Below are 19,322 nucleotides of genomic sequence, written 5' to 3' on the forward strand. Positions count from 1 at the left end.
CGGTCTTGTACCGGATTGCGCTGCGGCCTCTCAGGAACGCAAATCCAGCTGGCGTTGGTAGGCGCCCGGGGTGATGCCGTAAAGGCGACGCATCAGCCGGTTCAGGTGGGGCTGATCCACCAGCCCGACGCTGGCGGCCACCTCGGCCGGCGCCACGCCCTGGGCCAGCAAGGCCTTGGCCCGGGCCCCTCGGCGCGCCTGCAGGTAGACCTGCGGGGTATGGCGGGTGCTCTGCTGGAAGCGGCGCAGAAAATGAAAGGGTGACAGCCCCGCCACCCCGGCGAGCTCGTCCAGGCGCAAGGTCTGGTGCAGGTGGGCTTCCAGGTAGTCCTGCACGCGGGCCAGCGTGAGCGCCGACAACCCGGCCTGGCGAGGCGGCATGCCGGCGGCGCGGCCATGGCGACGCACCAGCTCATCGACCAGCACGGCCAGCTGACTGTCAAACGCCAGCGGCTGCCCGACACAGGCCCACAGGACATCCAGGGCCTGGGTCACCCGCTGCCCCAGCACCGGGTCATCCACCGCGGCTTGGGCAAAACGCTGCACCGGCTGGCCGCTGAGCTCGGCCAGCACGGCCGGCTCCAGGTAGACCATGCGATAGCGCCAGCCCTGGGCGGTATCGGCGCGCCCGGTGTGCAGCTCATCGTCATCCATCAGCACCAGGGAGCCTGGGCCGGCCACGTGCTCACTGCCGCGGTAGCGAAAGCGCTCCACACCCCACTCAACCGCCCCGATGCCAAAGGCGTCGTGGGCATGAGGCGCAAAGGCGTGGTCGACGATTTCGGCCCGGTACAGCTCCACCCCGGCCCGGTGCGGCACCCGCCGGTACAGGGCGCGATCGCGCGGCGAGTCAAAGGCCTGTGGCACGCCGCTGGGGCGCAACGGGGGCTCGGCGTCGGGCACAGGTGCGCTCAACAAGGCTCAGGACCGGCTGGGCTGGCGCCAGGCGTGCCGCTGCAGCGATTCGAGGGTCACGAACTGCAGCGCGCTTTCATGGGTGGCCTCCAGCACCACAGGTGGGGCCACGCCAGCCTCCAGCGCCTCGCGCCAGCGCAGCGCACACAGGCACCAGCGGTCGCCCGGTTGCAACCCGGCAAAGCGGTATTCAGGTCTCGGGGTGCTGAGGTCATTGCCCACACTGAGCGAAAAGGCCAGGAAGTCGGCCGTCACACGGGCACAGACCAAGTGGCTGCCAGCGTCGTCGGCGTCGGTCTGGCAACAGCCGTCTCGGAAGTAGCCGGTCAGGGGGTCGTAAGAGCAGGCCATCAGCTCGGTGCCCAGCACGTTTTTCGCAGGAGACAAGGTGGTCATGGGGAAACTGCGCCAAGGCGCCGGATTGTTGGGGGCGTGTTCAAGGTCTCAGCCCCCAGTGTGCGACAAGCTGGTTTGCACTTTGTGAAATGTGAACAAAAACCCCGCCTGGTCCACGTGCATCAGGCGCGCTCGCGGCGCCCCTGGCCCACCTCGCGCAACAGGTCGGCCAGGGTCTTGCCGGCCTCATCGCGAAAGCGATCCTCCAGGCACTCCAGCTGGGTCATGCGGTCCAGCCGAAAGCTGCGGAAGGCCTGCCGGCTTTCGCACCAGGCGGCCAGCGTCCAGACCTGTCCCCAGAAAAAACAGCCCAGCGGCCGCAGCGTGCGTTCGCTGTGCTCGCCCGACAGCGCGTGATAGCACAGCCGCACCTTGTGGCGCGACTGGGCCGCCTCGCGCAGGCGCTGCAGGTGCTGCTGAACCTGCGGGTCCTGCCCCAGGGTGGGGGCATAAACGGCCTGCGACTCGGCCGCCGCCCGCGCCCCTGCGGGCAGCACCGACAGGATCTTGCCCAGGGCCTGTTCGGCCTCGCGCGCCAGGGCCGGGTCGAACCAGGCCTGGGCCAGGCGCACGGCCGCCAGCAGAGCGCCGGCCTCGGCCTGGGTGAACATCAGGGGCGGCAGCTCGAAGCCAGCCCCCATGCGGTAGCCCACGCCAGCCTCGCCCTCGATGGGCACGCCCTGGTGCTGCAGGTCGGCCACATCGCGGTAGATGGTGCGCTCGGACACCTCCAGCCGCTCGGCCAGAAAGGCGGCCGTGCTGAGGCGACGACCGCGAATCAGCTGGACGATGTGAAACAAACGGTCGGCGCGGCGCATGGGCATTGGAACGGTTGGGTGGGGTCAGGTGAGCCGGCCCCGGATCGACGATGATGCCAGTTCATTCTTTGCCCGGAAGCCCGACGCCATGAAAACCGCCCTGATCGTGATTGATGTGCAACAAGCCCTGTGTGAGGGCGAAGGCGCCGTCTGGCAGGCCCCCGCGCTGATCGAACGCCTCAATGGCTTGACGACGCGGGCCCGACAGGCCGGCGTGCCGGTGGTGTTTGTGCAGCATGAAAGCCCGGGCAGCCCCTTGGCGCACGGCTCGCGGGGCTGGCAGTTGGCCGACGGGCTGCAAGCCAGCACCCTGGACCTGCGGGTGCGCAAGACCACCCCGGACTCGTTCCTGAACACCGGGCTGAAGCTGCGCCTGGAGGCGCTGGGCATCCAGGCCCTGGTGCTGTGTGGCATGCACACCGAGTTCTGCGTGGACACCACGGCCCGGCGTGCGCTGGCCCTGGGCTACCCGGTGACGCTGCCGGCCGATGGCCATGGCTCGGCCGGCAATGCGGCCCTGAGCGCAGAGCAGGTGGTGACGCACCACAACATCACCTTGAGCAACATCAGCAGTTTCGGGCCTCGGGTACAGATCGTGCCCTGTGCCGAGCTGAGTTTCGGGGCCTGAGCCCCATCTCACGCCCGGCGACCCGCCTCAGGCCGGGCCAGCCACGCCCATGGCGTGGGCGATCAGCCCCATGTCGTGGGCACTGAGCTCGAACAGACCGAAGCGGAAGCGGGCGCCCCAGCGCTGGCGGTCTTCGACAAAGTCGAACCGGTCCAGCAGGGGGTGGATCGGTACCTCTCGGGCCACTGGCAGGTAATGCACGTCGCGCCGGAACGGCACGAAGCCACCGCCCATGTCGAAGGCATAGGGCTGGCCCGGCGCCACCCGGCCGATCGAGACCAGGCTTTGCAGCCGGTCGCTACCGCCCATGCGGGTGCTGGGCGAGTAATAGGCCACCCAGTCGCCGGGCTGCAGACGCACCAGCGGGCCTCGCTTGCCGTGGCAGACCTGCATGAAGCCCTGCGGGGCGTGGTCGCGGCCGCGGCGGGCGTGCTCGGCGCAGGCCACGGCCATCCAGTGGCGCGGCGCACGGTCGGGCAACAAGGGGGCATCCGGGAACAGGGGCATGGCGTGCATGGCGTGCCCCGGCTCAGCGCTGAGTGCTGTGCAGGCCCACCAGGTTGCCCTCGGTGTCGTGCACATGGGCAATGAAGCCGATGCCGTGGGGCAGTTCGATGCAGGTGTCCAACACCTGACCACCCGCCGCGCCAACGCGGGCCACGGCCGCCGCCAGCGAGGGGCTGCAGTCCAGGTAAGGGCGCACGCCCGCATCGGGGGCCACGCGGCGCCCGGGGCCGGCCACCAGGCAACCGCCCGGGGCCGGCTTGTCGTGGCAGAACACGGCCATGGGGCCGCCGCCAAAATCTTCGCGGTGCATGGGGCGGGCCAGCACGGCCTCATAAAAGGCCTGGGCACGGTCCAGGTCGGCGCAGGGGATCTCGAACCAGGTGATCGCGTGGCGGGTGGAGGTGGCAGAAGAGGTGTTCATGGTCTTTTCCTTCAAGCAGGGTTGTGAAGGACGCCATGTTGCGGGGGGGCTGCTGACAACGGGGTGTCAGCAGCCTGCGGCGCGCAAGGCGCCGGATGCAGGCTCAGGCTGCGGGGGTCGCGGGCGCTGCAGGGGCTTCGGACTCGTCCGCAGCGTCTTCAGCCACCTCGGGCGGGGTGGCCTCGGCCGCCAAGGCTGCCGCCATCTGCCGACGGCGCTGGGCACGCTCCAGGGTGCGGGCCGCGTCGCGCGGGTCGAACCCGTACATGTCGGCAAAGGCCTGCACGGTCTGGCCGCTGGCTTCGAAGGCGCGCAGGCGGGCTTCGTCGCGGGCGGCGGCTTCGGCGGCCTCGGCCAGGGCTTCGTCGAGCACGGCATTGGCGGCTTCGTCACGGCCGATCACGCGGGCCGCATAGGCCTCTGAGCTCAGGCCCGAGGCTTCGAAGGCCTGCACGATGCGCCGGCGCAGCTTGGGACGCAGGTCTTCAGCGCCCGGGCGCTGCTGGCGACGGCGGAACACCTCCAGCAAGGCATGGTGCACGTGCTCGGGGGCCATGGCTTCGACCGGCTGGCCTTGCAGGTCATGGCGCTGCTGGCCTGCGGCCACCGCCGTCAGATAGCGGCTGGAGCGGGTGTGCAAAGCCAGGGCGGCCTTCAAGGCTTCGCGCTCGAACACCTCGGGGTGGGCGTCCTGCAGGTCCTGGAAGATGCCTCGCTTGAGCGGCAGGGGCTGCTCGCCAAACAGGGCCGGGTACAGGCCGGCGAGTTGATCGAGCACGGGGTGGCTGCGCGCCGGACGGGCAGGCTTGGGCGACTGAGGGGCTGCCGCACCATGCTCAGCACGCTCGGCGCCAGGCTGGCGTTGCGGGCGGCGGCCACCTTCACGGCCTGGGTTGCGACCACCGTCACGTCCACCGTCACGACCCCGGTCACGGGCCGCTTGGGCGGCCGCTGGCTGGGCGGCAGCACCCTCACCGCCCTCGGGGCGCGAGCGCCCACGGCCACCGCGGCGGCCACGCCGCGCGCCGCGCTCAGGGGGGGCGCCGGCCTCGCCAGCGGGTTCCTGCGCGGTGACGGCACCGGTCGGAACTTCGGATGCGGCGGCCTGCGGCAACGCCGACGCGGCATCGGCCAGAGGAGGTACGCCAGCGGTTTCGGACACGGATTCAGTCATGGCAGAACGGATTTCGCAAAGGGACAAACCCGCCATCATGCCAGCACTCAGGCTTGCAGGGCCTCATCGAGCACCTCGACCCAGTGCTTGACCGGTGTTGCGGTACCGCTTTGCAGGTGGGTAATGCAACCGATGTTGGCGCTGACGATGACCTCTGGTTGCAGCGCTTCGAGATGCCCCACCTTGCGGTCGCGCAGCTCGTAGGCAATGTCGGGGTTGAGCACCGAGTAGGTGCCGGCCGAGCCGCAGCACAGGTGGGCCTCGTTGCGAGCCACCTGCACGGTGAAGCCCAGCTCGCCCAGATGGGTCTCCACGCCGCCACGCAGTTTCTGGCCGTGTTGCAGCGTGCAGGGCGGGTGGAAGGCCACCACCCCCTGCGGGGCGCTCTTCAGGCGCGATTTGAGCAAGGGCACCAGGTCGGGCAGCAGTTCGCTGAGGTCACGCGTCATCGAACTGACCAGGGCGGCCTTTTCGGCGTAGGCCGGGTCATCGCGCAGCAGGTGGCCGTAATCCTTGATGGTGGCACCGCATCCCGAGGCATTGATGACCAGGGCCTCGACCTGGCCACTGCTGAGCAGGGGCCACCAGGCGTCGATGTTGGCGCGCATCTGGCCCAGGCCACCGCTTTGGTCGTTGAGGTGAAACTTGACCGCCCCACAGCAGCCGGCCTGGGATGCGGTGACGCACTCGATGCCCGCGGCATCCAGCACCCGGGCGGTGGCGCTGTTGATGTTGGGCGACAGGGCCGGTTGCACGCAGCCGGCCAGGGTGAGCACCTTGCGGGCATGGCTGGCGCTGGGCCAACGCCCCGCCGACTGGGGCAGCGGCACCTTGGCACGCAGCGTGGGTGGCAAGGCCCCACGCACCATCTGGCCCAGTTTGAGTGCGGGCGCGAACAGCGGCGAAGGCAGGCCCTCCTTCAGCAGCCAGCGCACGGCCTTCTCGGACGCCGGGCGGGGCACCTGCTCGTCCACGATCTGGCGCCCGATGTCCACCAGATGCCCGTATTGCACGCCGCTGGGGCAGGTGCTTTCGCAGTTGCGGCACGTCAGGCAGCGGTCCAGGTGCATCTGGGTCTTGCGGGTGGGGGCCTCGCCCTCGAGCACCTGCTTGATCAGGTAGATGCGGCCACGCGGGCCATCGAGTTCATCGCCCAGCAGCTGGTAAGTGGGGCAGGTGGCGGTGCAGAAGCCGCAGTGCACACATTTGCGCAGAATGGCCTCGGCCTCGCGGCCGGCCGCGCTGTCCTGGTATTGGGGGGCGAGATGGGTTTGCATGGTGGGAGCGGTAAAGGAGCGTGTTCTTGGGCCGCAGGCGGCCGTTGGAGAGAGTCAGTCGGCGGCGGCCCGCTGTTCGACCAGGCGCCCCAGCCGGCGCAGGTCACCCAGCAGCGGCGGCAGCGACAGGGACAGCAGCAGCGTGGCCAAAGGCAGCACCCAGATGAAGCCGATGTGCTTGAAGCCGGCCGCCCCCACGATGCCGCCCACGGTGAACAGGCCCAGCAAGGAGGCAAACAGCTTGAGCCGGGCCGGGTTGGCACGCACCTGGGGGCCGGCCCCGGGCACGCTGCCGTTCCAATACAGCATCTTGCCCAGTTCGATGCCCAGATCGGTGACGATCCCGGTCATGTGGGTGGTACGGATCTGAGCCGAGGAGATCTTGGTCACCAGCGCGTTCTGCAAGCCCATGATGAAGGCCAGCAACAGCACGGTGAACGGCACGGCAAAGGGGGTCTGGCGATTGAAGGTGCTGCCGATCAGGCCGAACAGCAGCATCAAGATGGCCTCCAGCAGCAGGGGCAGCGCGTAACCGCTGCGCAAATGGTGCACCCGGCCCCAGTTGACCAGCACCGCCGTCAAGGCGGCCCCGGCCGTGAAGGACAGCAAGGCCCCACAGGCCGACGCCACCAGCAGCACATTGCCCAGCACCAGGTTGTCGGCCAGCATGGACACAAAGCCCGACATGTGTGAGGTGTACATGCCTACCACCAGAAACCCACCCGCGTTGATGGCGCCGGCATTGAAGGCCAGCAAAAAGCCCAGCATCCGGTTGGTGGCCGGGGTACGGTGCAGTCCGGTGAGGTGTCGCAGGCGGCGCATGGGGTGGCGGCGGGAAGGCTCGAGCCGGCTTACCAGCCGCGGTACAGCCGACCATGGCCGAACACGCCGGCCGGGTCGAACTGCTGCTTGAGGCCGCGCTGGATGCGATCGAGTGCCGGCGACAGCGGGGTGAAGACGTCGAGTGCGGCGTCCGGCCCGCGAAAACGGGTGGCATGCCCGCCCACACTGACCGCGTGGTGACGCAGCCGTTTGGCCTGGTCCGAGGGCGCATGCAACCAGCGCTGCGCGCCGCCCCACTCGATCAGGGTGGGCCCCAGCTGCAAAGGCACGGCGGTGTCGGGCACGGCCAGGCGCCACAGGCTGAAATCGGCCTGGGGCTGGAAAAAGGGGTGGGTCTGCTCGCGCAGCGACTGCCAGAAGGCCTGCGCCGGCTCGGGCGCCAGCAGCTCGCCGCCCAGGCGCTGGCAGGCGGCCTGGACCGCGGCCTGGGCGCCGCGCAAACGCAGGTGGAGCACACCGGCCAGCCAGCACGAGGCATTGACGGGCAGAGGCTGGCCGCCCCAGGCGTTCAGGCGGGTCAGTGCGGTGGGCTCGTCGAATTCAAAGCGCAGCGTGGCCTCGGCCACCGGAACCGGCAGCACCTTGAGCGAGACCGAGGTGATCAGCCCCAGCGTGCCCAGTGAACCCGCCAGCAGGCGCGACACGTCATAGCCGGCCACGTTTTTCATGACCTGGCCGCCAAAGGTGAGGTGCTCGGCACGGCCATTGACCAGCTCCAGCCCCAGCACGTAGTCGCGGACATTGCCCACCGCGGCCCGCGCCGGTCCGGCCAGGCCCGCCGCCACCATGCCCCCCACGGTGGCACCGGGGCCGAAATGCGGTGGCTCAAAGGGCAGGCACTGGCCCTGAGCCGCCAGTGCGGCCTCCAGCTCGGCCAGGGGGGTGCCCGCACCGGCTGTGATCACCAGTTCGCTGGGTTCGTAGGCGCTGATGCCCGACAGGCTGCGGGTGTCCAGGACCTGGCCATGCAGGCTCTGGCCATAGAAATCCTTGGTGCCACCGCCGCGGATGCGCAGGGGCGTGGCAGCGGCGGCGGCGGCGCGAATGCGCTCGATGAGGGTTTGCAAGGCGGTCTCCATGGGCGCAAATGGTACGCCCAGGGCCCGGGAGGCGCGATAGGCAGCCACGTGATTTTTTTGAACGCCCTGCATGCAGAAAATTGAGCCAGGGCAAATTCCACCGACCAAGGCCGGTCCGGAGCGGGTCCGCAGGACGCCCCCGGGCGGGGTCGTGGCTCAGAGGCTGTTCACGCCCCCCACGGGCCGCGCGAGATCGTGAACAGGCTCTCAGCCCTCGGCGAAGAAATTCACCGGCAGGCCCGGCACGTCGACCCGGGCGGCCAGCACGCGGCCGTTGTCCGGCCAGCGCTCGGCCTCGGCCTCCGGACGGCCGTTGGACGCCGTGGTGACATACAGGGTGCGGCCATCGTCGCCCCCGAAGCAGGGCATGGTGGGGCAGCGGGCGGGCAGTGGCACCTCGGCCAGCAGTTCGCCTGCGGGCGAGAACTTGAGCAGGCGGCCGCCTTCGAACTGAGCGCTCCAGTAGTTGCCCTCAACATCGACCGCCGCACCGTCGGGGCGGCCACCATAGCCTGCGGCGGCGGCCATGTCGTCGGAGCGGAAGCCTTCGGGCTTGGGGGGCAGTTGGGCGAACAGGCGATGTCGGCGCAAGGCCCCGCTGGTGGGGTCGAAGGTCCAGGCGTCGATGCGGTGGTCCTGGGTGTCGGCCCAGTACAAGGTGCGGCTGTCGGGCGACCAGGCCAGCCCGTTGGACACCACGTTGTTGATGGCGCGCAAGGCCAGCGTGGGCTTGCCCCCCTCGCGGGCGTCCACGCTGAACAGCTCGCCCAGGCGGCGGTCGCGGGGCTCGTAGATGGTGCCGGCCCAAAAGCGGCCCTGCGGGTCGCAGCGGCCATCGTTGAAGCGGGTGGTACGCGGGTCATAACTGAAACCAGCGATGCGCTGCAAGCTGCCGCCCCAATCGCGGGCGCGGTAGACACCATCACGCAGCGCCAACACCAGGCCGCCAGCGTGGGCCGGTGCCACGCACCCGGGCTCGCTGGGCAGGGCCCAGTGCTCGATGTGGCCAGTGAAGACGTTGCAGCGCAGCAGTTCACGCCCGGGGATATCGACCCAGTACAGCATCTGCTCGTGCGGGTGCCAGAACGGCGATTCTCCAAGTTTGCTGCGTTCGGGGCTGACGGCCTGCCAGTTCAGTTGCAGGGTGGTGCTCATGCGGGTTCTCCTTCGTCATGGCTGACTTCGATGCTCATCTGCAAGGTCAGCGACTCGCCTGGCGCCAGCGTGCGCACCCCCAGTTCGGCCGGGGCACGGCCCTGCGCGTGCTGCAGGTTGATGGCGTTGTTGGCATGGCTGACCGGCTCAATGGCCACGCTGTCTCGTTGAGGCTGGGTGCACACCACCAGGTAGGCGGTGTTGCTGCGCACGCGCACCGTCATGACCGGATCGCGCAAGGTGGCCAGGCCACGCCAGCCCTCGAAACAGTGGTCCAGGTCCAGCAGTTTGGCATCGGCGTGCAGGCCCGTGGACGGGGTGCGGTGAGTGGGCAGCTTGTCGGGGCCCATTTCCCAGCGAGCGGTGGCTTCGAAGGCCAGGTGGGCACCGGCCCGCTTGACGAACCAGGGGTGCCAGCCCAGGCCTGCAGGTACGGGCTGGGGCGACTGGTTGGTCATGCTCAGCGTCAGCTCCAGGGTATTGCCGCGCAGGCGCAGGGTCTGGGAGGCGTCAAAGGCAAAGGGCCAGGCGCCGTCGGCCGGGTGTTCGAAGGCCATGAGCAGGCTGTCAGGGCTTTGCTCCAGCACCTGCCAGGCGCGTTGCCAGCCCACGCCGTGAATGGCATGGGGCTCGGGCGCGTTGTTGTGCACCAGGGGGTGGCCGGTGCCTTGCCAGTGCAGCACGGCGTGGCCGATGCGGTTGGAATACGGCACCAGCGGGTAGCTGCCGGATTGCCGGGCCTGGGCCAAGCCCTCGGGCGGCGGCAGGCGCAGCACCGGCTCGCCGCGCCACCACAGGCCGGCCAGACAGCCCCCCAGGTCGGGGCGTACTGCGCAACGCAGTTCACCGCCAGCGGCGGTGTTGTCCAGGATCAGGGTGGGGGCATCGTGCATGGCATTCACCTTGGCGGCCGAGGCGGCGAAAAACGGAATCCCGGATTGTGCCCTCGGCCCGGAATGGCTCGCGCAAAAAAAGGGCCCGCCGAAGCGGGCCCAATATCCAAGGGAGACTCTCAATGAAAAAAACCTCGGAGGGGTCGCAGGGCAGCTACGGCCCCTCCGGCATGGCCTCAACGGTTGTAAGCCGTTTCGCCGTGCGAGGTGATGTCCAGACCTTCGCGCTCGTCTTCTTCGCTGACGCGCAGGCCAATGGTCAGGTCGACCACCTTGTAGGACACGAACGAGACCACGCCCGACCAGACCACGGTGACCAGGACGGCCTTGGTCTGGATCCAGACTTGGGAAGCGATGGAGTAGTCAGCAGCAGTGATGCCGGTGGCCGTGACCCAGTCAGCCACGAAGCCAGGGCCGCCCAGGGAAGGCGAGTTGAACACGCCGGTCAGGATGGCACCCAGGATACCGCCCACGCCGTGCACACCGAACACGTCCAGGGTGTCGTCAGCGCCGAGGATCTTCTTCAGACCGGTCACGCCCCACAGGCAGACAAAGCCAGCCAGCAGACCGATCACCAGTGCACCGCCGATACCGACGTTGCCGGCAGCCGGGGTGATGGCCACCAAGCCAGCGACAGCACCCGAGGCGGCACCCAGCATCGAGGCCTTGCCCTTGTGCAGGGCTTCACCCACGGACCAGGACAGCACAGCGGCAGCAGTGGCGCCGAAGGTGTTGATGAAGGCCAGGGCGGCAAAACCGTTGGCTTCCAGAGCGGAGCCGGCGTTGAAGCCGAACCAGCCCACCCACAGCAGCGAGGCGCCGACCATGGTCAGGGTCAGGCTGTGAGGTGCCATCGATTCCTTGCCGTAGCCGATGCGCTTGCCAACCATGAAGGCACCCACCAGGCCCGCCACAGCGGCGTTGATGTGCACCACGGTGCCGCCGGCGAAGTCCAGCGCGCCCCATTGCCAGATCATGCCGGCCTTGCCGTTCATGGCATCCACAACGTCCTTGCCGGTGTAAGCGTCCGGGCCCATCCAGAACCAGACCATGTGGGCGATCGGAGCGTAGCTGAAGGTGAACCACAGAACCATGAACATCAGCACGGCCGAGAACTTGATGCGTTCGGCAAAGGCGCCGACGATCAGCGTGCAGGTGATGCCGGCAAAGGTGGCCTGGAAGGCGGCAAACACGATTTCAGGAATCACGACACCCTTGCTGAAGGTGGCAGCGTTCACGAAAGTGCCTGCGGCGTTGTCCCAGATGCCCTTCATGAACAGCCGGTCAAAGCCGCCGATGAAGGAGCCCCCCTCAGTGAAGGCCAGGCTGTAGCCGTAGATGAACCACAGCACGACGATCAGAGAGAACGTGACCATCACCTGCATCAGCACGGACAGCATGTTCTTGCTGCGCACCAGGCCGCCGTAGAACAGGGCCAGGCCCGGCACGGTCATCAGGATGACCAGCAGGGTGGAGACCATCATCCAGGCGGTGTCGCCCTTGTTGGGAACCGGCTGCGGAGCAGCGGCAGCATCGGCCGGGGCAGCGGCGGCGGCGGCAGGTGCTGCGGCATCGGCCGGCTTGGCATCAGCGGCCTTGGCTTCGGCAGCAGGTGCTGCAGCAGCCGGTGCTTCAGCCGCGGGCGCGGCGGGAGTCTGAGCCAGCACGGCGCCGCCGGCAAACATCAGACTGAAACCCAGTGCAATCGTTGCGAATAGCTTTTTCATGGTTGTGACTTTCTTTCGGACGTGACCGAGGGCTCGTTTACAGGGCCTCTTTACCGGTCTCGCCGGTACGGATGCGGACCACCTGCTCGAGGTCGTACACAAAGATCTTCCCATCGCCGATCTTGCCGGTGCGGGCTGCGGACTCCACGGCTTCGATGACGCGCTCGACCAGGTCGTCGGCCACCGCAGCTTCGATCTTCACCTTGGGCAGGAAGTCGACGACGTATTCGGCACCGCGGTAGAGCTCGGTATGGCCCTTCTGGCGACCGAAGCCCTTCACTTCCGTGACGGTGATGCCTTGCACACCCATCGCGGACAGGGCTTCACGCACCTCGTCCAGCTTGAAGGGTTTGATGATGGCGGTTACGAGTTTCATGCGTTCTCCTAGGGCCAGGGCCGCTGATCAGAAGTTGTACTTGACGCTGACGACGACACCGTCACGACCGAGGTTCTTGTTGGACGGGGACACGTAAGCGCCGCTCTTGGCGTCGGTACCGAGCACGGCGCCCGACACGACGAAACCATTGCCCAGGTCCTTGTTCAGGGTCAGGGCGTAATCGGTGTAGCTGTACAGGCCATTGTTCTTGACCAGTTGGCGGCCCACGTGAGGCACCAGGCTCAGGCCATTGCCCAGGTCGAAGGTGGCCGACACGTCGAGGTAGCCGCTGTTCTTGCTGTTGGGGGTACCGAACAGGTCAGACAGGCTGTGCGAATACTTGGCGGTGACCACGTTGTAGGTCAGGGCGCCGTAGATTTCATCGGTGTTGGCATTGGTGCCCGACACGTTCTTGTAGGTGTTGCCCACGTATTCGTAGCGCAGGTAGCCCACGTCGTAGGCCACGTCCTTGACCACTTCACCGCGGTAGCCGCCATACAGGTCGAGCTCGACCGGGCCCTTGGCGTTGACGCCGGCCACCGTGCCGCCGTCCTTGATCCACTTGATGGTGGAGGCCCAGGCACCCACGTAGAAGCCGCTGGTGTGGGTGAAATCGACGCCGCCTTGCACGGCCGGCAGGAAACGCGACTGCGAAATGCCGCGATAGCGGTATTCGGAAGTCAGGCCGGCGTTGAAGGCCAGCGTGTTTTCAGGCGCGGCAGCCGGAGCTTCGGCCGGTGCAGCAGTCTGGGCAAACGAAGACGAGGCAGCCAGGGTCAGAGCGGCCAGGATCATTGTTTTTTTGACGTCGAATTTCACGGAGTTCTCCTGTTAAAAAAAATCATCGGGTTGACGCTGCACTTATGCAGGTTGTGTGCCAACTTTTGCGGCTCTTTGCGCAAATCCCCGTTGCCGCCAGCGGAACGCCCTGGAAGTGGGCGGGTCTTTTTGTTTCAAAATTGTTAGAAGAGCACCTAATTGGTGCAATTACGTGCAGCCTACGCCGATCGGCCTCCCAATGCACTCTTCTGGTGACGAGATGAACAGGAGCGCATGAAAATGGGTCTTTCTTTGGTGCAAAGCCGGGTTTTGCTCGGTTTCGAGGCGCTGCCGGTGACCGTTGAGGTGCATCTGGCCAATGGCCTGCCCAGCTTCACCCTGGTGGGCCTGGCCGAAGTCGAAGTCAAAGAGGCGCGCGAGCGCGTGCGCTCGGCCCTGCAGAACTCGGGGCTGGAGTTTCCGCACAACAAGCGCATCACCGTCAACCTGGCGCCCGCCGACCTGCCCAAGGACTCCGGCCGCTTCGACCTGCCCATCGCCCTGGGCCTGCTGGCCGCCAGCGAGCAGATCGACCCGGCCCGGCTGGCCGGGCACGAGTTCGCGGGTGAACTGTCGCTGTCCGGCGAACTGCGCCCGGTCAGCGGCGCACTGGCCATGTGCCTGGCCCTGCACCGCCAAGGGGGCGAGCCCGTGCAACTGGTGCTGCCCCCCGGCAGTGCCGAAGAGGCCGCCCTGGTGCCCGACATGCCGGTCTGGCGCGCCAACCACCTGCTGGACGTGGTGCAGGCCTTTGCCTGGTCGCCCGGCGAAGGCCCGACCGCCGAGGCCGAAGCGGGCACCGGCCTGGTGCGGGTGCAGGCGCCGGCGCGCAGCCCGGCCTTCAGCGGGCCGGATCTCCGAGACGTTCGGGGCCAGGCCGCGGCCAAGCGGGCCCTGGAGATCGCCGCGGCCGGCCACCACAGCCTGCTGATGAGCGGCCCCCCAGGCTCTGGCAAATCCATGCTGGCCCAGCGCTTTGCCGGCCTGCTGCCCGACATGAGCCTGGACGAGGCCCTGGAAAGCGCGGCCGTGGCCAGCCTGGAGGGGCGCTTCAACATCAGTGACTGGGGCCGCAGGCCCACCCGGCAGCCGCACCACACGGCCAGCGCCGTGGCCCTGGTGGGGGGCGGATCACCGCCCCGCCCCGGCGAAATCTCGCTGGCGCACCATGGTGTGCTGTTCCTCGATGAGATGCCCGAATTTCCGCGCAGCGCCCTGGAGGCCCTGCGCGAGCCGCTGGAAACCGGCGAGATCACCATCTCGCGGGCTGGGCGGCGGGCCAACTTCCCGGCCCGCTTCTTATTACTGGGCGCCATGAACCCCTGCCCCTGCGGCTACCACGGCTCGACCCTGCGCGCCTGCCGCTGTTCGCCCGAGCAGATCGCACGCTACCAAGGCCGACTCAGCGGCCCCCTGCTCGACCGCATCGACCTGCACCTGGAAGTGACGGCCGTGCCGGCCCTGGAGTTGCTGCCCGGCGTGACCAACGCCGTGCCGCCCCTGCCCGCCACCGACAGCGCCGAACTGCGCGCCCGCGTGGCCCAGGCCCGGGCCCGCGCCCTGCGACGACAGGGCGGCCCCAACCGAGACCTGCAAGGCCAGGCGCTGGACACCCATCTGCAGCTGGGCGAGGGCGTGGCCGGCCTGCTGCAGGCCATGAGCCGCCAATGGGCCTGGTCGGCCCGCGGCGTGCACCGGGTGCTGCGCGTGGCCCGCAGCGTGGCCGACCTGGCCGATTCAGACACCGTGCTGGCCGAGCACCTGGCCGAAGCCGCGCAGTACCGGCCGCTGGTGGTGCGGCGCTGAGGCTCAGCGCCGCGCCGCCGGCAAATCGCTGTCGGTCAAGGTGCGCAGGAAAGCCACCAGATCGCGCACGTCCGCCTCGCTGAGGCGAGCCCGCCCGCCCGGGCCGGTGCCGAAGGGGGCCTCGGTGTTCACATTGGATTCGTAGCTGGCGGGCAGATCGTCATACTTTTTCACGCGACCGTCGCGGCCCCGCGGATACACGCGCTCAGGCCGGGCATCCCGATCGGCATAGAAGCGCACCGCATCCTCCAGCCGGTGGTAAGCCCCGTTGTGAAAGAAAGCCTGGCGCACCGCCACGTTGCGCAGGCTGGGGGTCTTGAACAGACCACAGTACTCGGGGTGGTCCTTCAGATCGGTGCGCAAGGGGCCACACAGGCCCAGATCGAACCAGGCCGGATCGGCGTTGGCACGGATGGCGGGGTTGCGTGGCACGCCCAGGGCGATCAGGCCGTGGTCGGTGAACTCGGGAAACGCCCCACGCTTGACCGCACCCGGGTGGCACTGCAGGCAGTTGCCCTTGTTCTGGTCGTTGAAGACGGCCATGCCGCGCCGCTCGGCCGCATTGAGCTGGGCCTGGCCGCGCAAAAAGGCGTCGTAGCGGCTGTTGTAGGGGTAAAAATCGGCCGGGCTTTGCTGGAACACCTCCAGCGCCCAGAGCAGGCCCTTCCAGGCCTTGTCGGGCTGGCTCAGCACCTGGGGCCCGAAAGTGGTGCGAAAAGCGCCTGCACTCGGTGAAGCGGCCAAGCGAGCCACCACGTCCGCCGGGCTGCGGTTGGCCATCTCCAACGGTGACAACAAGGGCATCTCGGCCTGCTCATGCGCCGAATTGGCGCGCCCGTCCCAGGTGCGCCCCCCGGTGGGGCCCTGGTCGATGCTGTCGTTGCCGTCGCTGTCATTGAAGTGCTCGCTGAACGGGGGGGTGGCCTGCCGATAGCGCAGCGAGGGCACAGCACGCAAGCCCTGCAGGCGCCCGTCGGGGCCGCCCAGCTGCACCGCCAGGGCGTTGGCCGGCCCATACGCGTGCTGCGGGCTGTGGCACGAGGCGCAGCTCATGCGGCCCGAGGCCGACAAGGCTGGCTCATTGAACAGGCGCCGCCCCAGCTCGGTCAGTTCGGCCGGATTGGGTTGGCGCTCGAAGCGGGTGGCATAGAAGGGCTGGGCTGGCTCCGACGGTGCGGCCCCAACCGTGCCCGCCAAGGCACACCAAGACAACACAGCAGCAGAAAAAGCAGAAGACAGACGGCTCACGGGCGACGCTTTCGACAACAGAGGTCGCCCTTGTACCGCCGCCCCGTGGCAATGCCGTGACAGCCAGACAGTCGGCTGTGGGCGGACACGAGGGCAGCCGCCCCATTGCAAAGACACGGTAAAGAAGGGCCGGATTCCGCGCATGTAAACGGTCTGTCACAGGCGCTCGGAACACTGAGCCGTCCATCTTTGTCACCCACCGGGATCACTCCACCATGAAAAACCGTCCCTCGCTGAAAGGCCTTGCCGTCTTTCCCTTGACCGTGCTGGCTGCACTGGCGCTGAGCGCCTGCGGCAGCGACAGCGTCGACACCACCACCGCCCTGCGCTCCAAGGTGAAGAACGTGGTCGTCATCTACGCCGAAAACCGCTCCTTCGACGGCTTGTATGGCAACTTCCCAGGTGCCAACGGCATCAGCAACCTGTACGACGCCAACGGCAAGCTGACCTCGGCCTACGTGCCGCAAAAAGACCGCAACGGCAACGTGCTGGCCACCCTGCCCCAGACCTGGGGCGGTGTGACGGCCGGCGGCGTGACCCCGGTGGTGACCCAGGCGCAAAGCGCTGGCCTGGCCAACGCGCCGTTCTCGATCGAAACCGCCTTCCAGGCCGCCTCGAACGCCGTGCTGACCACCGCCACGGTGACGCGCGACCTGTACCACCGCTTCTTCGAAAACCAGATGCAGATCAACGGCGGCGCCAACGACATGTTTGCCGCCTGGTCAGACGCCGGCGGCCTGACCATGGGCCGTTTCGACACCAGCGGTACCGCCATGTACAAGCTGGCCCAGCAATACGTGCTGGCCGACAACTTCTTCCAGGGCGCCTTCGGCGGCTCGTTCCTGAACCACCAGTACCTGGTGTGCGCCTGCGCCCCCGAGTACCCGAACGCCGACACCGCCACCGCCGCCCCCACCATCGCGGTGCTGAACAAGGACGCCAGCGGCAAGTACACCAGCACACTGACCACCAAGTCGACCAGCCCGGCCTCGGCCCTGGACGGCGCCCCCAGCTATGTGCTGAGCGGCAACATCACCCCCGCCAACTACTTTGGTGACGGCAAGTTCTACGCCGTGAACACCATGCAGCCGCCCTACCAGCCCAGCGGCAACGCCCCGGCCAACGTGACTGGCAGCAACGGCCTGTACGCCAACGCCACCAAGGCCACCACCCTGCCCGCGCAGACGGCCACGAACATCGGCGACCTGATGGATGCCAAGAACGTGACCTGGAAGTGGTACAGCGGCGCCTGGAACAGCGCCCTGGCCGACGGCGTGCAAGACCCCTCGGCCACCCGCTCGGTGATCTACGCCGGCAACAGTTTTGGTGTGGCCACCACCGCCAACGTGGACTTCCAGCCGCACCACCAGCCTTTCAACTACTACGCCAAGGCCGACCCGGTGACCGGCGCCGCCTACCGCACCAACCACCTGAAGGACTACAACGACCTGGTCGCCGATGCCGCCGCCGGCACCCTGCCCGCAGTGACCTTCTACAAGCCCGAAGGCCTGTACAACCAGCACCCCGGCTACGCCAATATCAAGGACGCCGACAGCAAGATCGCTGACCTGATCGCCAAGCTGCAGGCCAGCCCGCAGTGGAACAACATGGTGGTGGTCGTGACCTATGACGAGTTCGGCGGCACCTGGGACCACGTGGCCCCGCCCAAGGGCGACCTGATCGGCCCCGGCACCCGCATCCCGGCACTGGTGATCTCGCCCCTGGCCAAGAAGGGCACCGTGGACCACACCCAGTACGACACCGCCTCGGTGCTGCGCCTGATCACCCGCACCTTCAGCCTGGACACCCTGCCCGGCCTGGCCTCGCGTGACGCCGCATTGAAGGCCAACGGCGCCTCCGTCATGGGCGACCTGACCAATGCGCTGCAGCTGAACTGATCGAACGAGCGGGCGCTTTCAGCGCCCAGTCCGCATGCTGGCCCCTCTGCTTGGGGGCTGGCTATTTTTGTTGGCGGGTCAGGAGTGAGAGGCTGTCAACGCGATGAGAAATAGGGTGCGTCATCGTGGGCTCAATGCTTAGATGAGCAGCGCTTCAGGCACAACGACAGGCCTGTTTGTGTAGTGGACGATCAGTGGGGTACAGACCATTGAGTTTGGATTGGATCGGGCTTCACACTCATTCCCGGCTGGATTCGACACTGGGATCAATGAGCCACATGCAGTACGATGGTCGCTGGTTGACGATGCAACTGAAGGCTACTGCTTGAAAACCGGGATATGCGCTCCGATTTTCAGGGGCAAACTCAGAGCAGCCGGCCGTGAAGAAGATCCTCCACAAACGTTCGGCTAGGCTGCTACCTGTCACCGACGGCCATCACATTCCGTGCCTCCAAGCAGAAGGGCGCGCTCACCCTGAGCCACGGTCTGGAGGCGGGCGATGCACTCATCGCCGCTACCGTCATCGAGCACCTGCCGATGCTTACTGCCAATAGCAAGCATTTCCGAGCCGTCGCCACCCTCACCGCCGAGGCGTTCGTGCATTGAGGTGATCCGCGTCGATGAACACAAGCAAGTGTGAAAGAAGTTCAGCAAGACCGACTTGACTACGAGTATCGGTTAGGTGCATTTGATTGAATTGTCCATTGACCTCGCCGACGGTCAACTCGGCCTCGCCTGACTCCCAAATCACAAGATCTAGTTCTTGGTTGTCACGACATAAATTCAGACTACAAGAAGGGTTGGGCCGATCAGTCGGGGAGCGAATAAACCGCGCGTTTACATCAGCCGATTCGAGACTCCCCGCCATCGACGCCAACCATGCTTCCAAAACATCAAAGATGTGCATGTTCTACGGATTCCTGATAACACAAACAATGCAAGTCGCTGGCGCTAGCTCCGCAGGCGCAGGGCCATAGAGTCGCGTCGTGACATTTGGCCCAGGGATAACTGACCATTCGGGCTTGCTACCTGGCTTCAGCACACTTGTCGGCACATCAAATTCAGAATAAATGGATGAGCCTCTTCCTGCCCCTGCGAACGCAGCCGGATTCGCCGGGTTTACAACATAAGTTCGACCACCAGCCCCTTCGACAACTCGACCGGTTTCGTTCATGGTTTTGAACTCTGTTGCGCTCATCCAGCGCCCGACCCGGGTTGTCTCCGCCGCCCCATTTGCCGCAGGTGCTACAGCGCTCTCCACCGCCGCACTGCCGCCCGCAAGCCCCGATACCGCCCCCAGCGCCGGCCCCAGTATCGCCCCATCTCCCGCCGCATCCAACAC

20 protein-coding genes are annotated in these 19,322 nt (G+C 67.2%); 3 read left to right on the plus strand and 17 right to left on the minus strand.

What is annotated here, in order from left to right; genetic code table 11:
• Positions 1–30: 30 nt before the first annotated feature.
• The 3 genes from AC3WUT_RS29060 to AC3WUT_RS29070 form a co-directional block, all read right to left on the minus strand.
• Complete coding sequence (locus AC3WUT_RS29060; protein WP_492350552.1) at positions 31–915, minus strand: AraC family transcriptional regulator; 885 nt, start codon at positions 913–915, stop codon at positions 31–33.
• A 6-nt stretch (positions 916–921) separates the two neighbouring features.
• On the minus strand, positions 922–1,311 hold the full coding sequence (locus AC3WUT_RS29065; protein ID WP_492350553.1) for a DUF2237 family protein: 390 nt from the start codon (positions 1,309–1,311) through the stop codon (positions 922–924).
• A 122-nt stretch (positions 1,312–1,433) separates the two neighbouring features.
• A complete protein-coding gene (locus tag AC3WUT_RS29070) occupies positions 1,434–2,129 on the minus strand; it encodes a helix-turn-helix transcriptional regulator (protein ID WP_492350554.1) in 696 nt (231 codons plus the stop codon).
• 88 nt (positions 2,130–2,217) lie between these two features.
• Here AC3WUT_RS29070 and AC3WUT_RS29075 point away from each other — a divergent pair, with 88 nt between their 5' ends.
• On the plus strand, positions 2,218–2,757 hold the full coding sequence (locus tag AC3WUT_RS29075; RefSeq protein WP_492350555.1) for a cysteine hydrolase family protein: 540 nt from the start codon (positions 2,218–2,220) through the stop codon (positions 2,755–2,757).
• A gap of 27 nt (positions 2,758–2,784) precedes the next feature.
• Here the strand turns inward: AC3WUT_RS29075 and AC3WUT_RS29080 are convergent, their stop codons facing one another.
• The 11 genes from AC3WUT_RS29080 to AC3WUT_RS29130 all read right to left on the minus strand — a co-directional run bounded on the left by AC3WUT_RS29080 (position 2,785) and on the right by AC3WUT_RS29130 (position 13,004).
• A complete protein-coding gene (locus tag AC3WUT_RS29080) occupies positions 2,785–3,273 on the minus strand; it encodes an EVE domain-containing protein (RefSeq protein WP_492350556.1) in 489 nt (162 codons plus the stop codon).
• 13 nt (positions 3,274–3,286) lie between these two features.
• Entirely contained in the window at positions 3,287–3,685 is a 399-nt protein-coding gene (locus AC3WUT_RS29085; protein ID WP_492350557.1) for a VOC family protein, read from the minus strand.
• Positions 3,686–3,788: 103 nt separating this feature from the next.
• A complete protein-coding gene (locus AC3WUT_RS29090) occupies positions 3,789–4,859 on the minus strand; it encodes a ProQ/FINO family protein (RefSeq protein ID WP_492350558.1) in 1,071 nt (356 codons plus the stop codon).
• 47 nt (positions 4,860–4,906) lie between these two features.
• Positions 4,907–6,136 (minus strand): glycolate oxidase subunit GlcF, encoded by a 1,230-nt coding sequence (glcF, locus tag AC3WUT_RS29095; RefSeq protein ID WP_492350559.1) that lies wholly within the window; start codon positions 6,134–6,136, stop codon positions 4,907–4,909.
• Positions 6,137–6,190: 54 nt separating this feature from the next.
• Positions 6,191–6,958 carry a YoaK family protein gene (locus AC3WUT_RS29100; RefSeq protein WP_492350560.1) on the minus strand — a complete coding sequence of 256 codons (768 nt, stop codon included), beginning with the start codon at positions 6,956–6,958 and terminating at the stop codon, positions 6,191–6,193.
• Between the two features lie 29 nt (positions 6,959–6,987).
• Complete coding sequence (gene glcE, locus AC3WUT_RS29105) at positions 6,988–8,058, minus strand: glycolate oxidase subunit GlcE (RefSeq protein ID WP_492350568.1); 1,071 nt, start codon at positions 8,056–8,058, stop codon at positions 6,988–6,990.
• A 207-nt stretch (positions 8,059–8,265) separates the two neighbouring features.
• The gene (locus AC3WUT_RS29110; RefSeq protein ID WP_492350561.1) at positions 8,266–9,213 is read right to left on the minus strand and encodes an SMP-30/gluconolactonase/LRE family protein; all 948 of its coding nucleotides are present in this window, start codon (positions 9,211–9,213) and stop codon (positions 8,266–8,268) included.
• The gene (locus AC3WUT_RS29115) at positions 9,210–10,106 is read right to left on the minus strand and encodes an aldose 1-epimerase (protein WP_492350562.1); all 897 of its coding nucleotides are present in this window, start codon (positions 10,104–10,106) and stop codon (positions 9,210–9,212) included. The genes AC3WUT_RS29110 and AC3WUT_RS29115 overlap by 4 nt, the downstream gene beginning before the upstream one ends.
• A 176-nt stretch (positions 10,107–10,282) precedes the next feature.
• Entirely contained in the window at positions 10,283–11,833 is a 1,551-nt protein-coding gene (locus AC3WUT_RS29120) for an ammonium transporter (protein WP_492350563.1), read from the minus strand.
• Between the two features lie 37 nt (positions 11,834–11,870).
• Positions 11,871–12,209, minus strand: coding sequence for a P-II family nitrogen regulator (gene glnK / locus AC3WUT_RS29125; RefSeq protein ID WP_019573583.1), 339 nt, complete (start codon positions 12,207–12,209; stop codon positions 11,871–11,873).
• A gap of 27 nt (positions 12,210–12,236) precedes the next feature.
• Positions 12,237–13,004: a TorF family putative porin gene (locus AC3WUT_RS29130; protein WP_492350569.1), complete on the minus strand. Its 768-nt coding sequence runs from the start codon at positions 13,002–13,004 to the stop codon at positions 12,237–12,239.
• A gap of 264 nt (positions 13,005–13,268) precedes the next feature.
• On the opposite strand from AC3WUT_RS29130, the gene AC3WUT_RS29135 reads away from it, so the two are divergent.
• Positions 13,269–14,834, plus strand: coding sequence for a YifB family Mg chelatase-like AAA ATPase (locus AC3WUT_RS29135; RefSeq protein ID WP_492350564.1), 1,566 nt, complete (start codon positions 13,269–13,271; stop codon positions 14,832–14,834).
• Between the two features lie 3 nt (positions 14,835–14,837).
• Here the strand turns inward: AC3WUT_RS29135 and AC3WUT_RS29140 are convergent, their stop codons facing one another.
• Positions 14,838–16,073 carry a cytochrome-c peroxidase gene (locus tag AC3WUT_RS29140; protein WP_492350570.1) on the minus strand — a complete coding sequence of 412 codons (1,236 nt, stop codon included), beginning with the start codon at positions 16,071–16,073 and terminating at the stop codon, positions 14,838–14,840.
• A gap of 224 nt (positions 16,074–16,297) precedes the next feature.
• On the opposite strand from AC3WUT_RS29140, the gene acpA reads away from it, so the two are divergent.
• Positions 16,298–17,980, plus strand: a complete 1,683-nt coding sequence (acpA, locus tag AC3WUT_RS29145) for an acid phosphatase (RefSeq protein WP_492350565.1) — start codon at positions 16,298–16,300, stop codon at positions 17,978–17,980.
• Positions 17,981–18,560: 580 nt separating this feature from the next.
• Here acpA and AC3WUT_RS29150 read toward each other — a convergent pair.
• Together AC3WUT_RS29150 and AC3WUT_RS29155 are read right to left on the minus strand one after the other, a co-directional pair.
• Positions 18,561–18,887, minus strand: coding sequence for an immunity protein TriTu family protein (locus AC3WUT_RS29150; protein WP_492350566.1), 327 nt, complete (start codon positions 18,885–18,887; stop codon positions 18,561–18,563).
• Positions 18,888–18,890: 3 nt separating this feature from the next.
• On the minus strand, positions 18,891–19,322 hold the full coding sequence (locus AC3WUT_RS29155; RefSeq protein WP_492350567.1) for a TreTu family toxin: 432 nt from the start codon (positions 19,320–19,322) through the stop codon (positions 18,891–18,893).

The sequence above is a fragment of the Curvibacter sp. EU05-FHT14A10 genome (assembly GCF_058791075.1).